The organism is Nitrospira sp. (assembly GCA_024760545.1).
Lineage (GTDB): Bacteria > Nitrospirota > Nitrospiria > Nitrospirales > Nitrospiraceae > Nitrospira_D.
This window is the reverse complement of record CP060501.1, coordinates 137,436-158,770: the sequence shown is the minus strand read 5'-3', so window position 1 is coordinate 158,770 and position 21,335 is coordinate 137,436. Positions and strand designations below refer to the sequence as shown.

19 protein-coding genes are annotated in these 21,335 nt (G+C 54.5%); all 19 read right to left on the bottom strand.

Annotation, left to right across the window (positions count from 1 at the left end; all coding sequences use genetic code 11):
- Nucleotide 1 precedes the first annotated feature (1 nt).
- On the bottom strand, nt 2-646 hold the full coding sequence (locus H8K03_00725; GenBank protein ID UVT20485.1) for a hypothetical protein: 645 nt from the start codon (nt 644-646) through the stop codon (nt 2-4).
- Complete coding sequence (locus H8K03_00720; GenBank protein UVT20484.1) at nt 646-1,821, bottom strand: hypothetical protein; 1,176 nt, start codon at nt 1,819-1,821, stop codon at nt 646-648. The genes H8K03_00725 and H8K03_00720 overlap by 1 nt, the downstream gene beginning before the upstream one ends.
- 3 nt (nt 1,822-1,824) lie before the next feature.
- A complete protein-coding gene (locus H8K03_00715; protein ID UVT20483.1) occupies nt 1,825-2,127 on the bottom strand; it encodes a hypothetical protein in 303 nt (100 codons plus the stop codon).
- A gap of 13 nt (nt 2,128-2,140) precedes the next feature.
- Nucleotides 2,141-2,806 (bottom strand): hypothetical protein, encoded by a 666-nt coding sequence (locus tag H8K03_00710; protein UVT20482.1) that lies wholly within the window; start codon nt 2,804-2,806, stop codon nt 2,141-2,143.
- Between the two features lie 286 nt (nt 2,807-3,092).
- Complete coding sequence (locus H8K03_00705; protein UVT20481.1) at nt 3,093-5,252, bottom strand: ATP-binding protein; 2,160 nt, start codon at nt 5,250-5,252, stop codon at nt 3,093-3,095.
- The gene (locus tag H8K03_00700; protein UVT20480.1) at nt 5,249-6,460 is read right to left on the bottom strand and encodes a DUF4255 domain-containing protein; all 1,212 of its coding nucleotides are present in this window, start codon (nt 6,458-6,460) and stop codon (nt 5,249-5,251) included. The genes H8K03_00705 and H8K03_00700 overlap by 4 nt, the downstream gene beginning before the upstream one ends.
- Before the next feature lie 211 nt (nt 6,461-6,671).
- The gene (locus H8K03_00695) at nt 6,672-7,334 is read right to left on the bottom strand and encodes a hypothetical protein (protein UVT20479.1); all 663 of its coding nucleotides are present in this window, start codon (nt 7,332-7,334) and stop codon (nt 6,672-6,674) included.
- Nucleotides 7,335-7,609: 275 nt separating this feature from the next.
- Nucleotides 7,610-8,443 (bottom strand): hypothetical protein, encoded by an 834-nt coding sequence (locus H8K03_00690; protein UVT20478.1) that lies wholly within the window; start codon nt 8,441-8,443, stop codon nt 7,610-7,612.
- 16 nt (nt 8,444-8,459) lie between these two features.
- On the bottom strand, nt 8,460-8,981 hold the full coding sequence (locus tag H8K03_00685) for a phage tail protein (GenBank protein UVT20477.1): 522 nt from the start codon (nt 8,979-8,981) through the stop codon (nt 8,460-8,462).
- 19 nt (nt 8,982-9,000) lie between these two features.
- On the bottom strand, nt 9,001-10,434 hold the full coding sequence (locus H8K03_00680) for a phage tail sheath family protein (GenBank protein UVT22331.1): 1,434 nt from the start codon (nt 10,432-10,434) through the stop codon (nt 9,001-9,003).
- A gap of 994 nt (nt 10,435-11,428) precedes the next feature.
- On the bottom strand, nt 11,429-11,761 hold the full coding sequence (locus H8K03_00675; GenBank protein UVT20476.1) for a hypothetical protein: 333 nt from the start codon (nt 11,759-11,761) through the stop codon (nt 11,429-11,431).
- Between the two features lie 219 nt (nt 11,762-11,980).
- Nucleotides 11,981-12,580, bottom strand: a complete 600-nt coding sequence (locus tag H8K03_00670; protein ID UVT20475.1) for a response regulator transcription factor — start codon at nt 12,578-12,580, stop codon at nt 11,981-11,983.
- A 1,497-nt stretch (nt 12,581-14,077) separates the two neighbouring features.
- A complete protein-coding gene (locus H8K03_00665) occupies nt 14,078-14,833 on the bottom strand; it encodes a C1 family peptidase (GenBank protein ID UVT22330.1) in 756 nt (251 codons plus the stop codon).
- Between the two features lie 447 nt (nt 14,834-15,280).
- A complete protein-coding gene (gene amrB / locus H8K03_00660) occupies nt 15,281-16,516 on the bottom strand; it encodes an AmmeMemoRadiSam system protein B (protein ID UVT20474.1) in 1,236 nt (411 codons plus the stop codon).
- Nucleotides 16,517-16,574: 58 nt separating this feature from the next.
- Complete coding sequence (locus tag H8K03_00655) at nt 16,575-17,324, bottom strand: hypothetical protein (protein UVT20473.1); 750 nt, start codon at nt 17,322-17,324, stop codon at nt 16,575-16,577.
- A 16-nt stretch (nt 17,325-17,340) separates the two neighbouring features.
- Entirely contained in the window at nt 17,341-18,183 is an 843-nt protein-coding gene (locus H8K03_00650; GenBank protein ID UVT20472.1) for a hypothetical protein, read from the bottom strand.
- An 86-nt stretch (nt 18,184-18,269) separates the two neighbouring features.
- The gene (locus H8K03_00645) at nt 18,270-18,920 is read right to left on the bottom strand and encodes a hypothetical protein (GenBank protein ID UVT20471.1); all 651 of its coding nucleotides are present in this window, start codon (nt 18,918-18,920) and stop codon (nt 18,270-18,272) included.
- Nucleotides 18,917-20,197, bottom strand: coding sequence for a hypothetical protein (locus tag H8K03_00640; protein ID UVT20470.1), 1,281 nt, complete (start codon nt 20,195-20,197; stop codon nt 18,917-18,919). The genes H8K03_00645 and H8K03_00640 overlap by 4 nt, the downstream gene beginning before the upstream one ends.
- 3 nt (nt 20,198-20,200) lie before the next feature.
- Nucleotides 20,201-21,325 (bottom strand): hypothetical protein, encoded by a 1,125-nt coding sequence (locus H8K03_00635; protein UVT20469.1) that lies wholly within the window; start codon nt 21,323-21,325, stop codon nt 20,201-20,203.
- Nucleotides 21,326-21,335: the final 10 nt, after the last annotated feature.

Sequence of the window (21,335 nt, the reverse complement as noted above, 5' to 3'; positions counted from 1 at the left end):
GCTACGCGCCTATCTTCATGGCCCCGTTTCCGATATCGACCCCGCCCGACGTCAGCTTTACCGAACCCATGGAACTCGCCTGTATGGTGATCTGCGTCGATTCGATCTTTATCTGCGGCGACATCGACGAAGCCCCTACTTGAAGTGTGATTTCATTGGAGGTCAGTTTGACGCTGGAATCGCCGATCTTGAGAATGACGTCATTGTCGCTCATGGTGAGTTCCGCCCCATCCGCATGAAGCAGCTTCACCTCATTCGCATCGTCGTCGAGCAACAGCTTATGTCCTTTGGTCGTGATGAAACTTCGGATCAGCTTGCCTTTTGGCTCAGGCATCTCACCGGACGCCCACCAAAATCCCGTCCAGATCGGAAGCGATGTGCGACCTGCTTCGAATTCCACCCATACACCGTCGCCTTCTTCAGGGACCGCTACAAATCCATGCTTACTCCCGGCGAATGGGCTACAGGGCCTGACGTGTTCGACCACGTGGTCAGAACCGAACACATCAGGCACTTTGACTGAGATCATCCCAAGGTTGTCACCTTCTTCAACTGATTCCACGATTCCTCTGTACTTCCCGAACACATGCTCGTTACGCCATTCGGAAAGATCGACTATCTGATCTTCAAACTCGAGCGGGTCCATCAAAAGATATCCACTTGAATGTTAAAACTTACGGCCGCCGCACCGGCTGCCACGGCGGCAGCCGGTGAAAAGGCACTCACCGAAGCTTCCGGCGTCACTGCGTTTCCGCGCACTGAAAAGCTTTGCGTATATTCGGATATCCCAAGCGTGTGCGTAACCTTGAAGATCACATACTGAGAGCTGTAGCGGCTGTTAGAAACACGGGCGCGGATCATCCGGTACGGCGAGAGTATCCCACTGAAGCACTGAGGTATGACCGCCCCTTCCGCGCGGACGGTATAGCTTGATCGTCGTGCCGTACTCTCCGCCGCTTCGGAAGGATCCACATGATCTCCGATTCCCGGTGGAAGTCGCCTGGTTCGTATCTCGGAACTTCCGGCAACCGTTGCCGCTTCACCTTCAGACGGAGCGGCTTCCGAAGAGCGTGAGCTCCCGGTTGAGACATTTTTGTCGTCCATGCTCAACCAGGCCCCTTCATATTGAGCGGCGCTGTTCGATACCCGCTGAACGTGGAAGCCGCTCATGTTCCGGTCAGGTCCCGTCAGCACCAGAGCAGGCAACATCGGATCCACGGTCTCCGGTAATTTTTTAAAATAGCAATTGCTCGTACCTGGCGCGCTTCCCGGCAACACATACGCATAAAAATCGGGATGTCGTCTCATCAGTGATCGGAGGAGCTGCATCGGTGTGCCATGTCGCTGAACGACGGCATTGGGATCCGTCGCCGCGCCGGTCTCATCCACTTCAATCGTTCCGCCGAGCGCGGCATCCGCAAAGAGCGACCGCGCGATGTCGCTGTCCGATTGTCCTGGTGGAAAACCCTCTGAACCGGCTTCGCGATGGAGCAAGGTCGTATCATCTTGGACGGTCAGCGTTAACGTGCTGGCTCCGGGCTCGGCACTCATCCCGGGATCCTGGTCGACAATGCGTCCGTCGATGAGCGGCACAAAATCGCCATCTCCGACTCGCGCCTCGACACGTACGCGTGAAAATTCAGCGTATTCCGGATTATTCTCGCCGTCCCAGGAGCCGTCCTCAGCGATGCAAATCGGTATGGTTATCTTGGCCTGCCATGCACGGCCGATTTCCTGTTCAACGACGATCTCGTCGATCGCATTGAGCTGTTCCTGGCTGGCTGGAACGTTGCCATAGTAAACCTTGAATTCCTTGACCATGGATTAACTTTCCGGAACGACGATGAAGCGCGTTTCTTCCTGCACGAGCGGATTTTCATTGCGTTCGCGTTCAACCAACCGGTTAGCCTCGAGTTCGGTATTGGCATCCGCGACGTGCCAAAACTTCGTTCCGTCTTTGTATCGACGGTGAGCCATGATATCGAGCCGGTCGGTGCCCTTTGTCTCGGTAAGCTTGCCCGGCACATATGGCAGCCGGCGTAATTTTACGGCAAGGACTCTAGCCCCATTTACCATTTCCACTTGGACAGTCGAGCATTTGACGTAGCGAGAATTTTCATCAAACATGTGCCCACCTCAGCTAGAACGGGATCAATTCCACTACTTGCTGCGCGGTATTCGCCAAGTTCGCCATCGCCTGCGCATCCTTCGCCATGTTGGTATAGAGCATGGCGCCCTTCGCGACTTCGTCGTCGGAACAGAGATCAGTTGCATTGACCGCCAACGTGATGGACACCTCAGCCTGAACAGGATTGAGCAGGAAATCGTACTGCTGCTCGGTAATGCTCATGGATTCGATGATCACGGGCAGTACCCTATACACGCCCCAGATAAAAAGGATTCGTGGGTATTTTTCGCGTGGAATCGGCTGACGCAGGGCGCCTCCACCGCCGAGCGCCCCCGCTGCTCCGCCAAGCGCCGCGCCAATCGCCGCAAGCAAATCGTTGGACGGATGGACCATCTTTTCCAAGGCAGCCAGACGCGTGCCCACTCCGAACAGGCGCGCCAAGGCCTTGTTCTCGCCGAACTCATCCGCCGCGCTGAAGCTTGCCTTTAGGGTGATCTTTTCGATCGACGGTTCTCCCGCTTGCGTGGTCTCACGCGCAGTTGCCGATGCAGGACGCGAAGGAATCTGCACCGTTCTGGTCAGGGTTTCCGGATTGAACTGGAATATGACGACATTCGGGATCGGGCCCATAAAATCAGACCCATATTCAATCAGCGCTCCGCGCATCAGGAAACCCATAGAATTACCTTTCGCCTCCATCGAGAATCTTCATGACTGTTGAGGCCACTTGCTTTCCAATCTGTGTGTGCATCGCGCCCGCATGCCTGCCGATCCTAATCTTTCCAGAAGACAGACGATCGATCCTGAGCGTTCCCGAATGCCCCTGAGTTGCTTCGGCGATATGTTTCACAATCTCCTGCCCAACGTCTGAGGCAAGCTTCCTCGGATCACTCATCAGGTGGCCTGCGCTTCGGGGAAGCCGCACGGTTAAGTTGGATATATGAATTCTTCGCTTGGTCATGGATTACTCGAGTTTGACGATATCGTGTACATATGGCCCCAGTTGTTCGAGGCTCAAGGCGCGGTTCATCTTGTCGTATTCGCGTTTGACGGCAACGAGGACATCTTTCATAAACAGTTCTTTATGTCCGTTACCGGCGTACGCCGACTGCAGGCAGGCATTGAATACGATGGAACGGATGTGCCCCCCGGAAAGTGGAAACTGTCGTGCCAGGAAGGCGATATCGATGCGTGAATTTGCCGCGACGGAGGCCGGTATCACCTGTTGCCAAATGGCGGCTCGTTGGATCTCGTCCGGAACCGGAAACTCGATGATATGGCGGATACGCCGCAAGAAAGCTTGATCCAAGTCGCTCTTTCGGTTCGTCGCCAAAACCGCCAGCCCTTTGAAGCGCTCCATTCTTTCCAACAGATAACTGACTTCCAGATTGGCGTAGCGATCCCGGGCATCATTGGCTTCTATGCGTTTGCCAAAGAGCGCATCGGCCTCATCGAAGAACAACAGCATGTCCGAGACATCCGCGGCGTCAAAGATGCGTTTCAAGTTTTTTTCCGTCTCGCCTATGTACTTATTGACCACCTGTGAAAGATCGATGCGGTACATCGGAAGTTTGAGCCGATAGGCCAAGATCTCGGCTGCCATTGTTTTTCCGGTTCCCGGGGGTCCGGAAAACAGCACGGTAATACCGCCTTCGTTCCAAGCACGGGCGGTCCCCCAGTCGTAATGCACCTTGGTCAGGGCCTGCATCGCAGCCAACTGCTCTTCAAACTGAATCGCCTGTTTATTCGGGAGGATGAGCTTCTCGTCGGGAAAGCGCGGTTCGACATAGGCCGCCAGTTCACCCATGTCCACGCTCAGTTCGGCACGGCAGGCCTCGATAAAATCATCGTCTTTCAGCGGTTCTGGTTGCGCCCTTAGCTCGGCACAGATGTCATGGATCGTATCCTTCTCATAACGAAACCGGCGAGCCATCTCCTTCAGAATAGGTTCATACTGTTTGGCATCTTGGCCAAAACCTTCCATCCAGGCCGCAAGCCGGCCTTCATAGCCAAGCGCAGGAACTTTCACAAAAGGCAACAACAGTGCGGGATCGAGATGCGCGATCTGCCTCCGATCGGCTATCGACAGGAACAGTACGATAGGAACCGATACGAGCGGCAGTCCTTCGTTACGCGCGCGCCGAGCTTCCGTTCCATCAAACAACTCATGCTGGACCAACAGACTGTGCCCGGTCAGCCATGCGAAACACATCAGCATCGCGAAATAGTCTTCATTACCGAGCAAGGTTGGATCGCCCTTGTATTCCCACAGTTTCTGCTCTGCCAGCAGAGCGATATCGATCGCGGTCTGGCGGTAAGCCGAACGACGGTTTCCAAGCAATGGTATGACGCGCAGTCTCTGCGGCATGTCCGCACGCACACGATAGGCGATCAATGTTTCAGCCTTCGTGAGCTCACCATGCCTCTCTTTCGTCGGGTCGACCAGCTTTAAACTCGTCGAACCGGTTTCTGCTCCATCGAGCATCGAACGTGCCACCAACCACGGCACCGAGAGAGGCTGCTCCCAAAGGGTGTCCGCATATGGCCGCTGGACGGACGAGACTCGACGGAGCAACCCCATCGCAAACAGCGGGTGCATGGGATCGGAAAGCGTTTGCGCTTCTTCCGGGTCATCCCACAATCGCTGTATCAGCATGAGGTTTGGATAAATGCGAGACGGGTCGTTCAGGCAGGATGCGATAACGGCTCCGAAACTCGCGTCGAAGGCCGAGGCGAGCCCCATGGCAAGCGTCAATGCCGAGACATCGTCAAGCGAGAGTTCATGAAGAACCCATCCGAAAGACCCGCGAACCGATTGATCAATTCTCGGGGGCGGAATACTCAGTTGTTCGGTCAAATATTTTGCCGCGACGTGGCTTGCATAAAATCTCCGCTTTTCGTCCCAGTGACGCGACAGATCGAGTGAAACCGATGCGCGGTCGATCATCGGCGGCAATTCACCCAATTGTGGAGATGCGCCGGCGCCCCGTTCGTGCCACAGCCAGGCTATTTCGCGCCGCAGACGGAGTGTGGCTTGGCGCATCCAATAATTCGCCAACTCATCACGAGCCCGCAAATTTGGCGTGAACACAATGGGCTCTGTTCTTGCCGATTCCACGTTCATGGACTATCCATGTGAATCAATGGGCTCTGGGGAGCTTGCTGTCCGTTGACGATCACCACCAGGTTGTAATCGCCTACGGGAATGGCATCGCTGTTGGCCATTGTGAGGCGACGCTTGGTCTGTGGTGGCGGCGGACCCGGTGGAATCGTAAACACATCAAACATCCGAGCGACGCTGCCATTTCGGTAGAATGCGGCAATTACATCATCACCATCCGTACCCAAGAGCAGGCCCGTCAGATCGATCGTGGCAAAGGCTGTCCGAGGTGGTCCGCCGTTGACCGTCACCGTACCGGGGGGTACCGTGACCACAGATTGCAGGGTGGGCACGAGATTGCCGATTACGGCGTTGCTCTTTCTCTTTTTTCCCGTCCCCGGGAGGGTTTGGACGACAGTGACGGGATGACTTCCGGCAGAAATCCCACTCGTACCGATGATCGCGGCATCCACCTTGAACTTGAGCTGATCCGGTCGTTGCATCGTAACGGCCAATTCGACCGTTCCGAGCATGACCGACAGATTCGCCAAGTGCAGGTCTGTGCCTTGTATCGTGACCTCTTCACCCACTTCAAAACCAACAGGGACAATTTGATCAATGTGCGCTCCCATGGATGGAATGGTATCGATGCCGACATACGGATCGGCCAGCGTCGCGGGTGGCTGCGTGTAATCGATACCGACCAACAGCGAGTAATCGCCAGGTTCCGCTGCTGCGATCATCACCGGGCGCACTTGAAAACAAATCGAGAGCCTGTATTTTTCATCGGTTCCCTGCATGAGCTTTGCCAACAGATCCGAATTACTCTCGTCAAACGTGACGTGCAATTCTTGAGGATTCGGACTGAGCGCTTTGCTGATCGTGGTGTTCACTCCGATATCGATCAAGTCGTTCCGGTTCAGCGCCTTAATCGCTCCACCGAGTCTCTGATGCGCAATAATCGTGTCGCTCACATCCTGGGCTGAATAGGCCGTCAGCAAATACTTCAGCACCATCCACAACGGCGGTTTTTCACCTTCGTTGAGCGGAATGTTCTTTAGGAAGGGGTCAAACTCGATCTGATACAGAAAGAGGTTCAGATGGGGCGTGGCGTCATCTGACTCTTCAGGTTTGCCGATGGTGACGAGGGTCGAGCCACTCAGGGCCTGAAGCCGCAGCTGCAGCATTTCAGTGACCGCGCCGATGGCATTGGTGGTATCTGCGAGCGCCATTATTCTCTAGCGGGCTGTTGAACAATCTTTTAAACGTTTCGAAAAGCGCAGGGGCTCCCTGCTCGCCAATGGGTTCGGAATACCCCGCAGGATGTTCAAAAAGGTCGTCCAGCGCGGCCGCAGCGAGCGAAGCGGCGAAGCGTACTCTGGGCCGTACGTTGAGCCTCTAAGCGACGCGAGCACAAAGCTGGCGAACTTTTTCAACATACTGCTAGATGTAATGCCGGCTTAGCCGTGATAGAGAAGGTCTTGATGCTCTCTTGCCTTGACCGGATTCACTCCGCCGCGTAGGAACAAGCTGAATCGGTTTCTTGTCGTCCTCTATCACCACGCTGATCGTTCCAATTGAAAGATCAAGCACCTGTTCCTGAATGTCGGGTATCGCTTTCGTGGGCTGATCGTGAGATCTCAATTCCGGCCTCTCTGTTCTCCCGATACGAACCACACCGGGCTCGGACTCCCACGGTTGCGCAACTTCACGTTGTTTTCCCGGCGACGATGCTTGATTCGCCTCTTTCATAACCCCGGACTTTTCAGGTGTCACCGGTCCCGCCGCAATCCATTCTTGAATTTCTTGCAAAAGAACCGCTTGCACTTCGGCAGGTTCCATCGCACTTCCATCGATGATCTCGGCTATCCTTCGGAAATGTTTGATCCCCTGCGGTTGTTCAGGCGAGACTGCAGTGACAGATTCATTTGTCCTTAATTCATGGACGGTCTCGGAATGTTCACCGGCAATAGCCCGTTCTTCAACATGCCGACTTGGCCTGGAATCATCCGTCTGAACCTCCGCTTTTGACGTGGTGTCTCCGCCGAATCGAACTGTCGGAACCTCTTCGCGGATAAGATCATGAATCTCCGAAGGGTCAACCATAGCTTGGGATCTATCAGACAAGGCCAAGCCCTCTGCTCGCTTCCTCACCGCTGTACTTTCGATTTTGGATAATGCTTTTGGAGCATGATCGGTTTTCGACGACATGGCATTGTTCGTCTCCAGATTTGATGGGACCTCTACAACCTCTTCTACGTCGCTAGGCAAAACTTGTGACGAGCGAGGGTGAGCTCCATGGGTCACGGTTCCAGCTGATGACGGTCTCGGTTCCACAAATCGGAGGCCGCTTTGTCTGGCCATGTGTGAAAAATATCCGCTCATTTCTTCGTGGCCCCAATCAGCTGCAGGTACTGTTGCCGTCGCCATTCGGGAACAGCGAGCACGTCTGCCTCGCTCCAGTGATAATGCGATGCCATTCTATGAATCGCATGAATCAACTGGGTTTGCATTCGGCTCAGCATAGCGAGCGCGGTCTCCATCAGATCGACCCGATAACCATTGAGCCTGTCGCATTCCCCGCAACTCACCCGACAACTAAAATTCACGAGTGGGTCGGCGTCATCAAACATCCTTTCGATCTCACTCACCGAAGCCGTTCCAAGAGCTGTCTGGAAATCCGGCGTGACGGCCAGAGAACTGATCATGCTCGCTGCCGCATTCTGTTCATCAGGGAATACGGTCCTTGCCCAGACTTCTTGGTCACGGCCTGTGGGCTTGCGAAATTCGATTCGCCTCCCCTCCAGGTCGACGCCGATTGTTTCAATTTTGTCCGCCTCACGCTGAACTTCAGAAAGCTCCTCGAAGGTGAGCTCCAGTTCAAGCTCCTCGCCGCATCCCTGACATTTGAACACCAAACTCAAGGCCTTATCCCACCCTCCGGCTGCGAGTAAAAGAAGGCATTCGATCCGCTTACCGATTGAAAGCTCGATGAAATGTCTGGGCGGAAGCAGACGTTCGGGATCAACGGCGCACAACTCAAGCAGACGCGTAGCAAGAGCCGCCCGGTTCGGCACTGAGAAATCCACGGCGAGATCAGTCTCGCATTTCCCAAATCTCCGGAATCCTGCGCCACCTTTGAACCATGCCACGGAAGATGACGTGGTAAACGACGGCAACGGGATCACATCCTCTGTCCCGACCTCAATATTCATGTTCTCGTCTTAGCAGTTAACCTTGTGGAACGTCGTCGGCCTCATTGGGTTCTTTCGTGTCCTTGTCTCGATCCCAACCTTCGAGCTCGATCTTCATCGATTCAATGGCCACGGCATTGGCGTTGGCGTTCAACTCGGGAATGGCCGTGTATTCACTGACCCAGCAGTCGTACAGGAAATACCTGTATACCACGTGGCCTTTTTCATTCATCATTTCGAGCGTGAGATCCTTTTTATAGGCGGCAAGATCCATCGCACTATCTCCTGAATACGGATGCACCTTATTCGCCCAAGCTTCGAATTCCGGATCGTGAGTCAAACCGCGCTCGACGCTGACCGCATCGTAACTGGTGCGGCCGGGCGATTTATGGTCGGTACTGTTGTCACCGCCGTCACGATGCTTGACCACCTCGGTCGTGCGTTTGAGCGCGCTGACCTTACTGATGCCCATGACCGGTTTGCCGTCCCAAACGAGCCGGAACTTAAAATTCTTGTACGGATCGAACCTCTTTGCGTTCTTGACGAATCCTTTAGCCATGTCTCGCTCCTTTTAGCGGTTACACATCCGGTATCTGTTGAATGCTGATGATCACGAACTCGGCTGGTTTGAGCGGTGCAAAACCGACCTGAATATTGACGATGCCCAGATTGCGATCGTTGGCCGTCGTTGTTTCGCCGTCGCATTTGACGAAAAACGCCTTGTCGGGCGTACTGCCCTGAAATGCTCCTTGCCTGAAAAGACCCATCATGAACGCAGTGATGTTCATGCGGATCTTGGCCCACAGCGGCTCATCGTTCGGCTCGAACACAACCCATTTCGTTCCGCGGAAAAGCGATTCCTCGAGGAACAGAGCCAATCTGCGGATTGGAATGTATTTCCACTCCGACCCGAAATCATCGCTGCCATCGAGCGTGCGTGCGCCCCAATTGACGATTCCGTTCGGAAACTTCCGAATGCAATTGACTCCCAGCTTATTGAGCACGCCGTTTTCTCCGTCCGTTATATTCAGTTCGACGTCGAGGACCCCGCGAAGATCGGCCTCGGTTCCAGCCGGCGCCTTCCACACGCCCCGCTGCGAATCGGTTCTCGCCATCAGGCCGGCTATCCCACCGGACGGACCGAGCGGCTTGATAATACCGGCATCGCTGTATTTGACTCTGGGATAGAAAATCGCCGAGTTTTGCTTCACGATGCCGGCGCGGAGCCCATTGACCTTTGCCGCATCGGCGACCATTTTGTCCCCGTTTGTCCAACTCACAGGTGCATCGATCAGCAAGAACGCGCGGCGGCTTTCGCAATAGGTCGTGGCAGGTCCGATGAGCTGTTGGTATTCGCCTTCGTCGATGTCTCCGTCCTGAGGAATAATCATGAGATTAAATAGATCGACGCGATCGAGCGCATAGAATCCCGTATGATCCAATGCGCTTCCCGTGTAGTCGGCAACGGTCAATGGTGTCCCGTCATCATCCTGTCCGATCTGTCCCGCACCATTTTGAAATGAGCCGGTTCCGATGTTGCCCAAGGCGTACTGCCTGACGTTGGACGTGAATGATCCGGCTAAGTTTTCGGTTGCAGTCGAGACAGTGTAGGTCGTATTCAACATCCCGACCTTCGGCTTGAAGGCAATTCGATATCCCCACACCTCGGCTGTCACCGGAGCGTCGGGTTTGTCATTTATGGTTTTCGCCATGATCTGAAGCTTTTCCCGCACCCCATCGGAATGGTTTGTAATCGCCGACGAGAGGGCATCTTTGAACCACCGGTCAGCAGCGCCGGTAGTTTGCAGCACATTGGGGAGTGGAACGTTGAAATCAACCACGTTGGGCGCGGGGGCGCCGGCGAATGTAATCTTCGTGATGTCGTGTGCCACATCCGTCTGAAGCAGTTTTGCCAAGACGTTCGCGTTTCCTGAAAAATATGTCGCGGTTGGAACGGGGCGATGATTGGCGAACCGCGTCACTTCAACTCCACCTTGATCGATACCGAGCATGAGTGCTGCCGCCAGATCGTTGCTGCTTGCCCGTCGTATCTTGACGCTGAGATTGTTGCCTGTTGCGGATGTGATGCGAAGGACTCTCAGCCCCGAACCGGGATCAATTTCGTCCAGGCTGCAGGTGACCGAAACACCGGCCGGAAGACTCGGCGTGATACGAGCCAGTATCTCAGCCTCAAGCGGAGCTTTTGTCGTCGCAGTAAGGGCAGCGGGATTATTAGTCCGCATGTCGACGGATGAAGGCGGCCCTTCATTCACGCTGATATCAAACTTTCGACTGGCCGATGCCGCAGGCGGGGTATAAATCAGCGCGTTTAACTCATCTCGAATGGCGGTCAACGTGGCGCCCATGACGCGGCGGCCCTCACTATAGCCGGCTTGTGCCGAGGAATTTATGTCAAAGCCCGTCGCCAACTGAACATCGACTAATTTTGAACTTTGAGTCACAAAATTCACGACATATCGGGGCGCCACCGGATTCATGGATAGGTTGAGAAAGGTCTCGCTGTTGACGACCACGCCACCTTCCTCTTGCGTCAGATAGAGATTGAAGGTCTCCTCCGGGTTCGAGGTGTTGTAGTCGATCGCCAAGCGGACGTTGTTACCCCAGATGCCGGCATCTTTTGCCATAATGGTCAGCGCGGGGACGCCGGCCACATTTTTGAGTGTGATGTCGGCTTTTTTAGCATTGTGCGCAAGTCTGACGATGTAACAATCCGTCCCTCCGTTTCCAAAAAACTGGTTGACGTTTGCGGCTAGTTCGCTTGATGGATGTCCACCTCCAAACTCACGCAAGAAATCCGAATAGCTCAAACAACGGACAGCCTTGTTGATGGCCCCTTTTTGCGCTCGGCCAAAAAACGCCGCGATAGAGGTGGACACGCCCGTGATTGTCCTGACACCGCTTGGAACTTCCTGGATATAGACACCTGGGTAACTCACTGACACTGGCATGGTTCATCCTCCTTGTTAGCATGCGCCGTCGTCACATTCATTTCTCGCCACCCGACTGTCTGGCCGCCATTCTCACCGTCTGCACGATGTCTACGTGCTCCTCAGTGACCACGCTTTGCCGATACGAGCGGAGTTGCTGCGTAAATACATGCGTTGTATCCGGTGTCACACTCACAATGGTCAGGTCCGGATAGACTGCCAGTAATTGCCCGCACAACGCCGGTTCATCCATGTGTTCCTGCGCAAGAAGGACGACATCAGCCTTGGCTCGACCGGTTTCCTGAAGAATTTTCATCGCCCCTCGGCAATCTCCGACCACTTCCATGTCATCCTGTTCTTCAACAAGATGTCGAACGACATCAGGAATCATGATCGGATAATTTCCGAAAAGTACTCTGATTTTGTCCAATAGACGGCCTCACAATACTGTTGACGTACTCTAGCCGTAATTGTGTGAGATCCCATAGATCTACGGGATGGATTTGGGTCTAGATGCTGCAGACGTAAGATCTAGATCCTCATCTAGATCCTTTTCGGATGAGCCAGGAAGAGATCGATGAAACTCGTGTGAGACAGAGACTTGAGCAGGCTAGCGTCCGGTGTACATTGCCTGTTCTTTGATGTGCTTCACCGCTGAATGGCGATTGTGCAACTGCAATTTATCGAGGATATTATGGACATGGTTTTTAACGGTAGAAACTCCAATGTGCAGGCAAACGGCAATTTCTTTGTTACTTAACCCCTCGTCAATCAATCCGACAATTTGCGTTTCACGCCGAGTGAGACGCGCTCCATCGACGACGTGGCCACTTTCAATCTGACGTGTGAGTGCGGATACACGGTCGAACGCCAGACTCGCAACACGTGGAGAGCACAGGGTCTCCCCACTCATCACCGCCTTGATGTTGTTCATGAGATCCTTGATGGAAGCATTGTGCAGCAGATAGCCGGAAGCCCCGCCGGTCTCAATGCAGTACAGCACATCATTTTCATTTTCGGGCACGTCAATCACCAAGGTCTTCACTCGCGATGACAGATTACGAATCCTCGTGGTAGTTCTTTCTTCTCCTCGAGCCAATATTCCAAACTCAAGTAGGAGCACATCAACGTTATGCGCGCGAAGGGCTTCTTCGATCTCTTCTGAATTCGAGGCATCATGCTCCACTGAAAATGAATCGATCTGTGCCAAACAGCAACTCAGGCTTTCTCGAAACAGCTGATTACGGTGGAGGATCGCAATGCCGATGTTGTGAATGCTGGTCGCAGTCATGAGGTGGTACCGAACGCCTTCCCTCATTTCTAGAGTGTCCTAAACTACGCCTAGATGGTACCTTCGTCAATTCTCATTCAGTTAAATCTAAAATAACTTTTACTCATGCGGAGTCATACAAAAAGCATTCCACTGCGGGGAAACATGGGAGATTCATGAATCAGAAGGTTCTCGCAGAGAAGAAATATTTTGGGGGCACGCCTCGATGCACTGTTTCACTGAAATGTCTTCTTTTTTCGCCTGCAAGAGGACAAGTTCGATAAATGCGCTTGTACTGTATTAAAACGATACACCCATCAGTTGGGAGTGAGTGGTGTATCTAGACGATCCAGTGAGTGTATCCAAATTGTCTTGATACGGGCGGAACCGCGCTCTACGCTCAGTCACAATTTCACAGTTGTCCGTCCGCGCTCACGACTTTCATCGTCGAACGAACAGGCTGCAATCGTAATCGTATGGTGCGTTGAACGCTGGAAGAACGCGAGGCTTGTATAGATGACAGTGGAATTAAACTGATCCGCACTGTTCCGATCGTAGTGGAGAACTTGGCTGTGCAGCGTTGTTGAGACCTCCCGTCACCAGGAGGAGTCCCAGTGACGGGAGGAATTTAGCCCCTGACGGATGTGACACGGGCGCGCCAAGGGACGGAGCCGAGATCAACGCTCATGGCCGCCCATCCCACCGTATAGGTATAGCCCCAATACTGGTGGGCCAAGCTCACGTGCAATGCGATGGGCATAGAAACAATCCATTCTTTGAGAGGCTGAGCGTATACACCATAGGACGCGTCTACGTTCTGTTCTCGTTCAACCATGTAGTTCCGTGGCTACCTATGATGACGACTGATGACGACACCCGGCGGTGGATTTCTCATCATCACCGCCGGACTCGCCCGCCCGGGGCCGGAACCTCACAAGGAGATGGGGGTGCTGGATTGGGCGATCCAGTCTAGTTCCTACCCGGGACATGTTGTACGACACCCAGCAAATTCCGTGCTTCGCTGACATCCCGCATCTCGATTTATCAAGCGGTACAACATAATGAATAATCAGGCCATTTCGCGTGTTTCGTGTGATGCAAGTCTAACGGTCTGCGCCTCTCTATCGAATTGGCTGAATAAGAATGGATTCAGCTTGAATCCAATCTGATTCACATGGTCTATCCAATCTGTAGTTCAAACCCTGCAGTGAACGACCAACTATGCCGGCAGAGCGACGATCCGCCTGATCTACTAGAAAACCGTTGCGAGAATGGAACTGCTGATTAGAAGAATGCCAGGCTGGCGAAGTGACGATGGAGTGATAGTGATCCGTGATGCCCCGGTCGCAGCGGAGGACGTGACCCTTGTCCTCCTGAATCAATCGCAACAGGCTACAGATCGGCGAGAAGCCGGAAATACTCTGAGATGAGTTTGCGTTACACGTCCTCGATCATCCGGAGCGTCCAGAAGTCGTCCGCAAGGTTGTCATTCGAGATATAGTCATAGGGCATTGTAAAATATCCTTGGATGCCCCAGTCCGCTCCCCAGGAATTACGGACGAGTATCCGTTGGGCTTGCTCGTCATACCCCACAGCCAACACGGCATGACCGCCGATCTGCTTTTCACTCGGTTTAGGTAGATCCAATTGGCCTGTCTTGGCGACTTGAGGAGACTCAAATGCTTCATAGACCGAAAACCCAAACACGAACGGATATCCTTCCGCGAGACACTGTTTCATTTGTTGCAAGCCGATGACCCGATGATAGGAGGTCACCTGACGATTCCGAGCCTGTTTATAACAGGCCTGTGACGGTTTCTTGGTGAATCTCTCAATTTTGTACGGCCAGAGTTTCTCGGTACAGACACCCAACTTGACGAGCGATTTGACCCCATCGCGGATCATCGCCCCGGCATCTTCACGGATGGTGCCTTCCATTGCCCGCTCATTGTAATAGATGAACAGACGACTCAGGTTCGTGGGGTTATGTCCGGCTCTCTTCTCAAGAAACTCCAGGTTGCCTACCAGTGCATTCGCCGTGCAACTACCGAGTTGACCCTGGTTTTCCACGGGCGAACAGCCGTCACGAAGATCGACCTTTGAGGGCAATGTCCTCGGCGGTCCGGCAATGGCGGCGTAGAGCTTGTCCCTCTGATCAGGCCGGTCAGGTACCCACCCGTACCACACGTTCATTTTGGATGTCGGCATCGTATCCCCCTCTGTTGGAGTGTTCGTTAAAGCATACCGTCCTGCTTGTCAGTTGCTTGAGTCGATCGCCCACTTTCTGAAGACGCTAGCTTACGCTTAGCTATTACCCTGGGCAATGCTCACTCGGTCGGGTGTCAAGACCACTTCCAACGTGCGAAGCGATACAAAAATCATTCCACTAAGGAAGCGGGTGAGCTGTTATTCGGATGCTTCCTCAACAATCAGAACTCTCTCTGAAAAGATCACAACTGCTTTGTGTCATTGAAATTTGCTCATTTCGCGCAACCGACAATCTGTCAGGCCCCTCAATCCTTCTGTGTCAAAACGATACACAAGGGACGTCATAGGAATCACTGGTGCATCTAGAATGAGCTAGAGGTGTATCTAACCGATCCTATGCCAAACTTTTCGGATACAAGACAAAGGTGGGAGTCAGAAAAACGCCAGGCTGGCGTAGGTGACGGTGGAGTTATATTGATCCGTGATGCCGCGATCGTAGCGGAGGACTTGACCCTTTTCCGCGTGAATCAATCGCAACAGGCTATAGATGGGCGAGAAGCCGGAAATGCGACGTTGATCGCTTTCCTTCTGGATATAACCGGCGAAAGCGTCCGGGCGGAGTTCTTCGACATGTTTCAACATTTCCAAGTCGCGCTGCATGGCGCGATGAAAGGAAAAATCGGTCGGTGGAGCGGCATCACCATAGCGCAGGCCGAGATGAGCCAGCTCCCCTGCGGCAATGACACATGATGTCTTTCCGGAGACAGCGATCGCATCTTGCAGAGCGTTCAGAAACCGGTCCACCGAACTCCGGACTGTAGGATCATGGAGACTCGATGCGGAAAATGAGGACAAGATCGGAACAATCGTGAACGGCTTCCCGACGATGGTTTGGAGAAACGGCAGTTGGAATTCAATAGCATGTTCGGATTGATGGGCGATGTCTTCTTCGAAGTATTCCGGCACCAATTCGTTTAATCGGTCTACGACCGTCCGATCAACCTGGACCGTTCCCAACGGGGTCTCAAAATCTTTGTCGGTCACTGCGAACAGATTCTCCAATCCGGCATGAGCGGTACCGAACAGCACATAGACATCCGGCCGTTGGGCTTCCTGTAACTCTTTGTATCCCCACGCATAGACCGGCCCTGCTTGCTTGAGATCGTATGTGGGCACCACGAGCCCTTTGATCGGCTTGCCCTGATTCTCGGAGGGCTTAAAATCCGGCCCCTCACCAGACGTAAAAAATCCGTCGATCTGCTTTCTGAGCTTCACGCCGTCGGCTTCGTAACTCCGTCCGGCAAACACGGCAGGCCTGGCCGGCTGCTGCCGATACTCGATCCTGGCCTGTTCCCGTGCTGATTCAGTTTGCGGACCTTCCAGGAAAAGCTTTTGCGCCAGATCCGCCACCAACTGTTCCACTTTGCTCGGCAGCAGGAATTCACCAAACCGTTTCAGGTACAGCGCACCGATGTCTTGGAGAGAATGCTCTCCGTCGAAATGCTGCACGATGAAAAAGAAATTGAGCGGCAGGACCAGTTTTTCCTTGCTCAGGCCACTGGGGTCCCAGAGCACCATCAATTGATCTTCGCCCTGCTTAATGGGCGAAAATTGCAGATTCCGCAGGAGGGGATACTGAGTTGAATCTTTGACGACATCGGTGGACATGACGACGGTCATTGTAGGGGATGGAATGGAGCCGCTGCAACCGATCCGATAGCCGTGGCTACTGACTACTTGGAGGAGGGGCTTCACCTCGCCGGGCCAATATGATGAGCGCCACCACCGTGAGAATCAGCAACCAGATGGTAGGCCGCCCGTAGGAGGCATCGGAGAATTCGATCAAATCGGTCAATCGGCCGATCAAGAGCGACATGCGGGCCATAACCGTATAGCCGAACGCGGCGCCGAAGGAAATCATCAAGAACATCACACCGCTTCGAGCCACTGCCCTTCCCGGTCCACTGTGCTCGATCGAGAAAAAGAAGTAGAACAAGACCGAGCCGACTCCCAGCAGGATGATGATCGCATTGAGGTTGCTGGCGGGATTGAGCAGGTTCATCGAGAAGCTGACGCCATCCGATCCCGCGATCGATAACAACGGACGAACCGTATCCTCGATTTGTTTCAGGATGAAGGAAGAAATCGTTCTCGGTATCGCCAATCCCGCCCCCATCCCGACGATAAAGGCGAACGCGTATCGGGATATCCAGGCGGCTTTCGGCACGTACCGAGTCAGCATGAGCATCCCGATGGCTACGGGAATCAGCAGGGCGATTTCCCCGTTCTCGACGATCGGTTTGACGACCAAGTGGACGATGACGGTATCGTACGTCTTCACGATCGTATAGCCGACTGAGACCCCCACATAGAGATGCTCTGCCAGTTTGAACAACACGTTGTCTTTGTACAGGAATGAGAAGATCAGGAGGGTCAACCCCGTCGCAACCCAAGCCCCTAGTATCGTGGCATCCATCGAGATCCCCTACCCTTCAGCCGACCTGTCCCTGTGCCCGAGCCGCGCGCCGGAGCGAGAGGTAAAACACGTTGCAGATGATCACCAGCACGATGATGGCGAGATGCGTCGCGGACTGTGCGTCCATACCCGCCACCGCTTTGCCTTTCTGACCGATGAGGCTCTCATACTCCGCCGCGCCGCGGAGGCCGCCGATCAGGCCGTTGATCTGTCCGCTTCGCAGCAATGGGTACAATCCCGGCGCCATCACTCCCGTGCAGCCACCACCCATTTCGAACTTATATTTGTCCTTCCCAAAGACATACCACTCTTCAACCCCGGGACGGCCGGCGCCCAAGCTGACCATGTAGCCGACATCCTTCAAGCTGCGCACGCCGTCAAGAACCGGCAAATCCTTCGTGGGCTTGCCGCTATAGTCGCTGGGAAATGCTGAATAGAGGTCCTGCCCCATATTGATGATCACGGCTTGCCCGCCCGGACTCCATCCCAGAAACGCATAATCCTTCCCGTATTCTCTCCCCATCTCTTTGGCAACCTGCGTGACTAACTGATCCGCCATGCCTGTCCCGGTCACCCAGAGAGTCATCGTGACCACCCGAAGATTCTTCTTGAAAGCGTGACGCAGCAGCGCCACCGCTTGCGGATAGAGCTCGGGTTTGGAGGCGGGATCGAAATCGATCGACAGCAGAAAGACGGAATGTTCCGGCAACGACTCGATATGCTCATACACGCCACGGACTTCCGACGAAATCCTGATCGGCAAACCGACGGGATAGAGCAACGGCAACAGGGTGCAGAGACCGATCACCAAGAAAATGATCCGCCGATCGATCTTGAGCATGCGCTCTGAAAAACTCATGCCTTCTCCTGTTCCCCCTCACCCATCAACTGCGGGTGGCGCCGAGCGGGAGCCCGGTCGCGCGCAGTGGAAGGGTCCCACACTTCCTACTCCTTCCCTCCGCCAAGATACGACCGCTCCACGCCAAAGATAATCTTGAATGACAACGCAATAGCCCCGAGACTGACGCCGATCAGAATGGCCCGGCGTACGGAGGCATTGAGCACATTCAAAATCCACGAGGAAACGTCGCCGCTCAAGGGAATCAGATACTCACCCAGCGGCACACGTCCCATCATCACGATCACTGCCGCGACCAACAATACCGCCGCTTCCCGACTCCTGGCCCTGAACGAGCGATAGGCGGCCGATGCGATGAAGAAGGCCAGGATGGCAAACATCGTCCCTTGCAGCGGCACCATCATATAGTTGTAGACCCAGCCGAATGCCGTCATGGCCCCATCGAGGCTTTCTTTGCCATTGGCCCACAGGCCGGCCGCGATAGTCCCGAGCATGGCGGCATACAGCACGAAGCTATAGCCCCATCCGGCTTCCTTGCGCCCGATCTTGACCGCATGTTGATGGAACAGGCTGGTCACACCGAGGATCAACGCGAATCCTCCGATGATCTGCAGCCATTTCGTTGCGGATGTGAGCATCTGCTCCGAGGCCGGATGCGGCACATAGTACTGCGCCGCAAACAGGAGACCCGTAACCATCGTGATGAGGAGAGGTAGTTGCCGACGGAGAAAGATCATTTCAGGTCCCTAAAGAGATCGAGGACAATCTGCGGCCATTGCGCGCCGGTGACGACTCCGACCGTCGCCAATACCGTTCCGACGGCAATCGCGCTGAGGACGACCGCTTTTCCGATATCCTGTCCTCGCAGCGTGCCGACTTGAACCGGCTCCCTGGACAGATACGCGCTCGCGGCGTACAGCTCTTCGCCGATCAACGTGTAATCACAGGTGGTCACGAAGAACGGGAGTTGGTGGTCCGCGTCCGTTCCGGCGATTTGGATGGCGCCGGTGCTCGCGCCGGTTTCGGTGAGCAACAGCGACTCGGCAAAGTAATGACCCATGAAGAAGTTGGCGGCGGGCTTCTTTCGCAGCATGATCCCGTCGACCGCCGCCGTATAGCTGAACTGATCGGGCGTGATGAAAAAGTTCGCGTCCTCCTTGAAAAGATCGGGTTTGCCCGCCTCCAAATAGGCCTGTTTGGTGATTTCCTGGCAGACCGCCATCGTAATCGGCTCACGATGAGGCACCAACAATTCCGTTTCATAGAGCGCAGCCCGCTTCGCAACCTTCCCGAGAATGACCGCAGCGGCAATCGTCGAAGGGTCATGTAAGTCATGCGCGCCGGTCATATAGAGAATCGGCTTGCCCAACTCGGTTGCGCGCCCGATCGCTTCATCCACCGCGTCGAGCCCCGGAATACGACGCAAGAAGATCTCGTTCCGCTTTGCATAGCTGATCGTATAAAACACCAGCCCACAGAATGAGACGGCGATGATGAGATTATTCAGTTGATTCCAGTTGAACCAGTCCGGCGAAGGCGTCGCCACCGACACCGGGCTGAAAACTCGCTGATCGCCTCGGACAGCAGCCAATGCGACGGCATAGGCCGTGCCATCCGTCACGTCGATATTCTTTGCACTCTTGATGACGGCCTGGTGCCAGGTCTTCTCGGCCTTCCTTGTCCACCAAGCGGTTTTTGTGTCTTTGACGTATTTCGTATTGGCGGGGAACTCCGCGACGATCGTGAATGTCGCCGGATCGGCAGCAGGTGCTTTTGCAAGCAAGACCTGATAGCGGAGGTCCGGACTATCTCCCGGCGTAGGAGCCCACTGAACGGTAAGGCTTCCTCCTCCGTCGTTCGGCGTGTCGAATACTTGAATGTCTTGAGGAGCACTGATAGCTGTCTCAGCCGAGGTGCACGGTGGTTGCAAACTCGACACACAGAAAATCAGGATCAGCAAAGGCCATGCGAAACGGCCCCAACCGCCTTCCACGAGATCCACTTCACGCCTCACGCTTCACGCCCCCTCGATCACCTCGATATTCGTCCGCGGAATCACGACACGCGTTCCATCGGCAAACTTCACTTCCAATACCCGCACCTCGCTCTCGGTAGGAATCTTGGTGAGATCGGAGGGAAGAGCCGACACTTCTCCGATTCGGCCAAAGAGGGGATCGCGGATGATGCGGACCGGATCGCCAAGGCGAATCCCGTCTCGCCGGGCAATAACCTCCATCCCAACCTTATCTTCTACTTGTGGAATAATAATTTCAGGACGGATGACGCCGGCTCTGATCTGTGTGGCCCCTGAGATGGACGCCTTCCGGCCGACATGGGCGGAAAGCAACTTGAAGGTCTTGGCCGCCATCGGAATCGTCCCGAACCCCTCCGTCAGGATCAGCGTAAATCCCACCTGTTCCGTCCCCGTGATGGCGACGCCGAGATCATATCCCAATAGGGCACGCAGATCCTCGTCATGAATACCGCCCACGACCAACCCGGCGACACCGACGGCCTTGGCCTGCTTCATGGCTTCGGCGGAAAGGAACGAACCTCCCACGACCACTTTGCCTTTCATACTCGCATTGAAATGTTCCGGCGACAGTGGTTCGTCCGGAGCTTTCACCCCCAGAACGATGTCACCGAACGTCTCTCCACCAATACCGAAAATCCCTTGCACCAATCCGCAGGTGGCTTCCACCACGACGCTCTGCTGCGGAACCGTCTCCGAGATGATCCCGTCCACATAGGCCAGCAGTTGTAAGACTCTGGGCGGTTCCCGCAGGAGCACTTGGCCTGTGATGGTCGACACAGACTCGACCGTGCCTGCAACCGGCGATCGGATCTCCGTCTTGAACCATTTGATCAGGGGCTTGTTCTCGGCAAGGATCTCGTCTTTCTCAACGGCATCGCCTTCCTTCTTGATCAAATAGTCCTTGATCTCACCCGGAGCAATGCTGAGTTGATTGGCAAGATTGACCGGGAAGACTTTTCCCGGCAACTCTGCTTTGGCGACAATCTGATCGGACCGGACTCGGTCACCGACGTTGACCAATACCGTGCCCGGCAAGGGCAACATGCGCCGCCGATGGATAACCGTACGATCCGTAACAGTGAGGCCGGGTGTATAACTGTGAGCCATTTGCCTATGG

What these genes read in the sequence shown, in the direction of transcription:
- H8K03_00685 (UVT20477.1), bottom strand. Translation starts at nt 8,981, where the DNA reads ATGGCTAAAGGATTCGTCAAGAACGCAAAGAGGTTCGATCCGTACAAG.
- H8K03_00720 (UVT20484.1), bottom strand. Translation starts at nt 1,821, where the DNA reads ATGGTCAAGGAATTCAAGGTTTACTATGGCAACGTTCCAGCCAGCCAG.
- H8K03_00710 (UVT20482.1), bottom strand. Translation starts at nt 2,806, where the DNA reads ATGGGTTTCCTGATGCGCGGAGCGCTGATTGAATATGGGTCTGATTTT.
- amrB (UVT20474.1), bottom strand. Translation starts at nt 16,516, where the DNA reads ATGTCCACCGATGTCGTCAAAGATTCAACTCAGTATCCCCTCCTGCGG.
- H8K03_00645 (UVT20471.1), bottom strand. Translation starts at nt 18,920, where the DNA reads ATGATCTTTCTCCGTCGGCAACTACCTCTCCTCATCACGATGGTTACG.
- H8K03_00635 (UVT20469.1), bottom strand. Translation starts at nt 21,325, where the DNA reads ATGGCTCACAGTTATACACCCGGCCTCACTGTTACGGATCGTACGGTT.
- H8K03_00705 (UVT20481.1), bottom strand. Translation starts at nt 5,252, where the DNA reads ATGAACGTGGAATCGGCAAGAACAGAGCCCATTGTGTTCACGCCAAAT.
- H8K03_00695 (UVT20479.1), bottom strand. Translation starts at nt 7,334, where the DNA reads ATGGTTGACCCTTCGGAGATTCATGATCTTATCCGCGAAGAGGTTCCG.
- H8K03_00725 (UVT20485.1), bottom strand. Translation starts at nt 646, where the DNA reads ATGGACCCGCTCGAGTTTGAAGATCAGATAGTCGATCTTTCCGAATGG.
- H8K03_00715 (UVT20483.1), bottom strand. Translation starts at nt 2,127, where the DNA reads ATGTTTGATGAAAATTCTCGCTACGTCAAATGCTCGACTGTCCAAGTG.
- H8K03_00675 (UVT20476.1), bottom strand. Translation starts at nt 11,761, where the DNA reads ATGATTCCTGATGTCGTTCGACATCTTGTTGAAGAACAGGATGACATG.
- H8K03_00690 (UVT20478.1), bottom strand. Translation starts at nt 8,443, where the DNA reads ATGAATATTGAGGTCGGGACAGAGGATGTGATCCCGTTGCCGTCGTTT.
- H8K03_00700 (UVT20480.1), bottom strand. Translation starts at nt 6,460, where the DNA reads ATGGCGCTCGCAGATACCACCAATGCCATCGGCGCGGTCACTGAAATG.
- H8K03_00650 (UVT20472.1), bottom strand. Translation starts at nt 18,183, where the DNA reads ATGAGTTTTTCAGAGCGCATGCTCAAGATCGATCGGCGGATCATTTTC.
- H8K03_00665 (UVT22330.1), bottom strand. Translation starts at nt 14,833, where the DNA reads ATGAACGTGTGGTACGGGTGGGTACCTGACCGGCCTGATCAGAGGGAC.
- H8K03_00655 (UVT20473.1), bottom strand. Translation starts at nt 17,324, where the DNA reads ATGGATGCCACGATACTAGGGGCTTGGGTTGCGACGGGGTTGACCCTC.
- H8K03_00680 (UVT22331.1), bottom strand. Translation starts at nt 10,434, where the DNA reads ATGCTCGGTATCGATCAAGGTGGAGTTGAAGTGACGCGGTTCGCCAAT.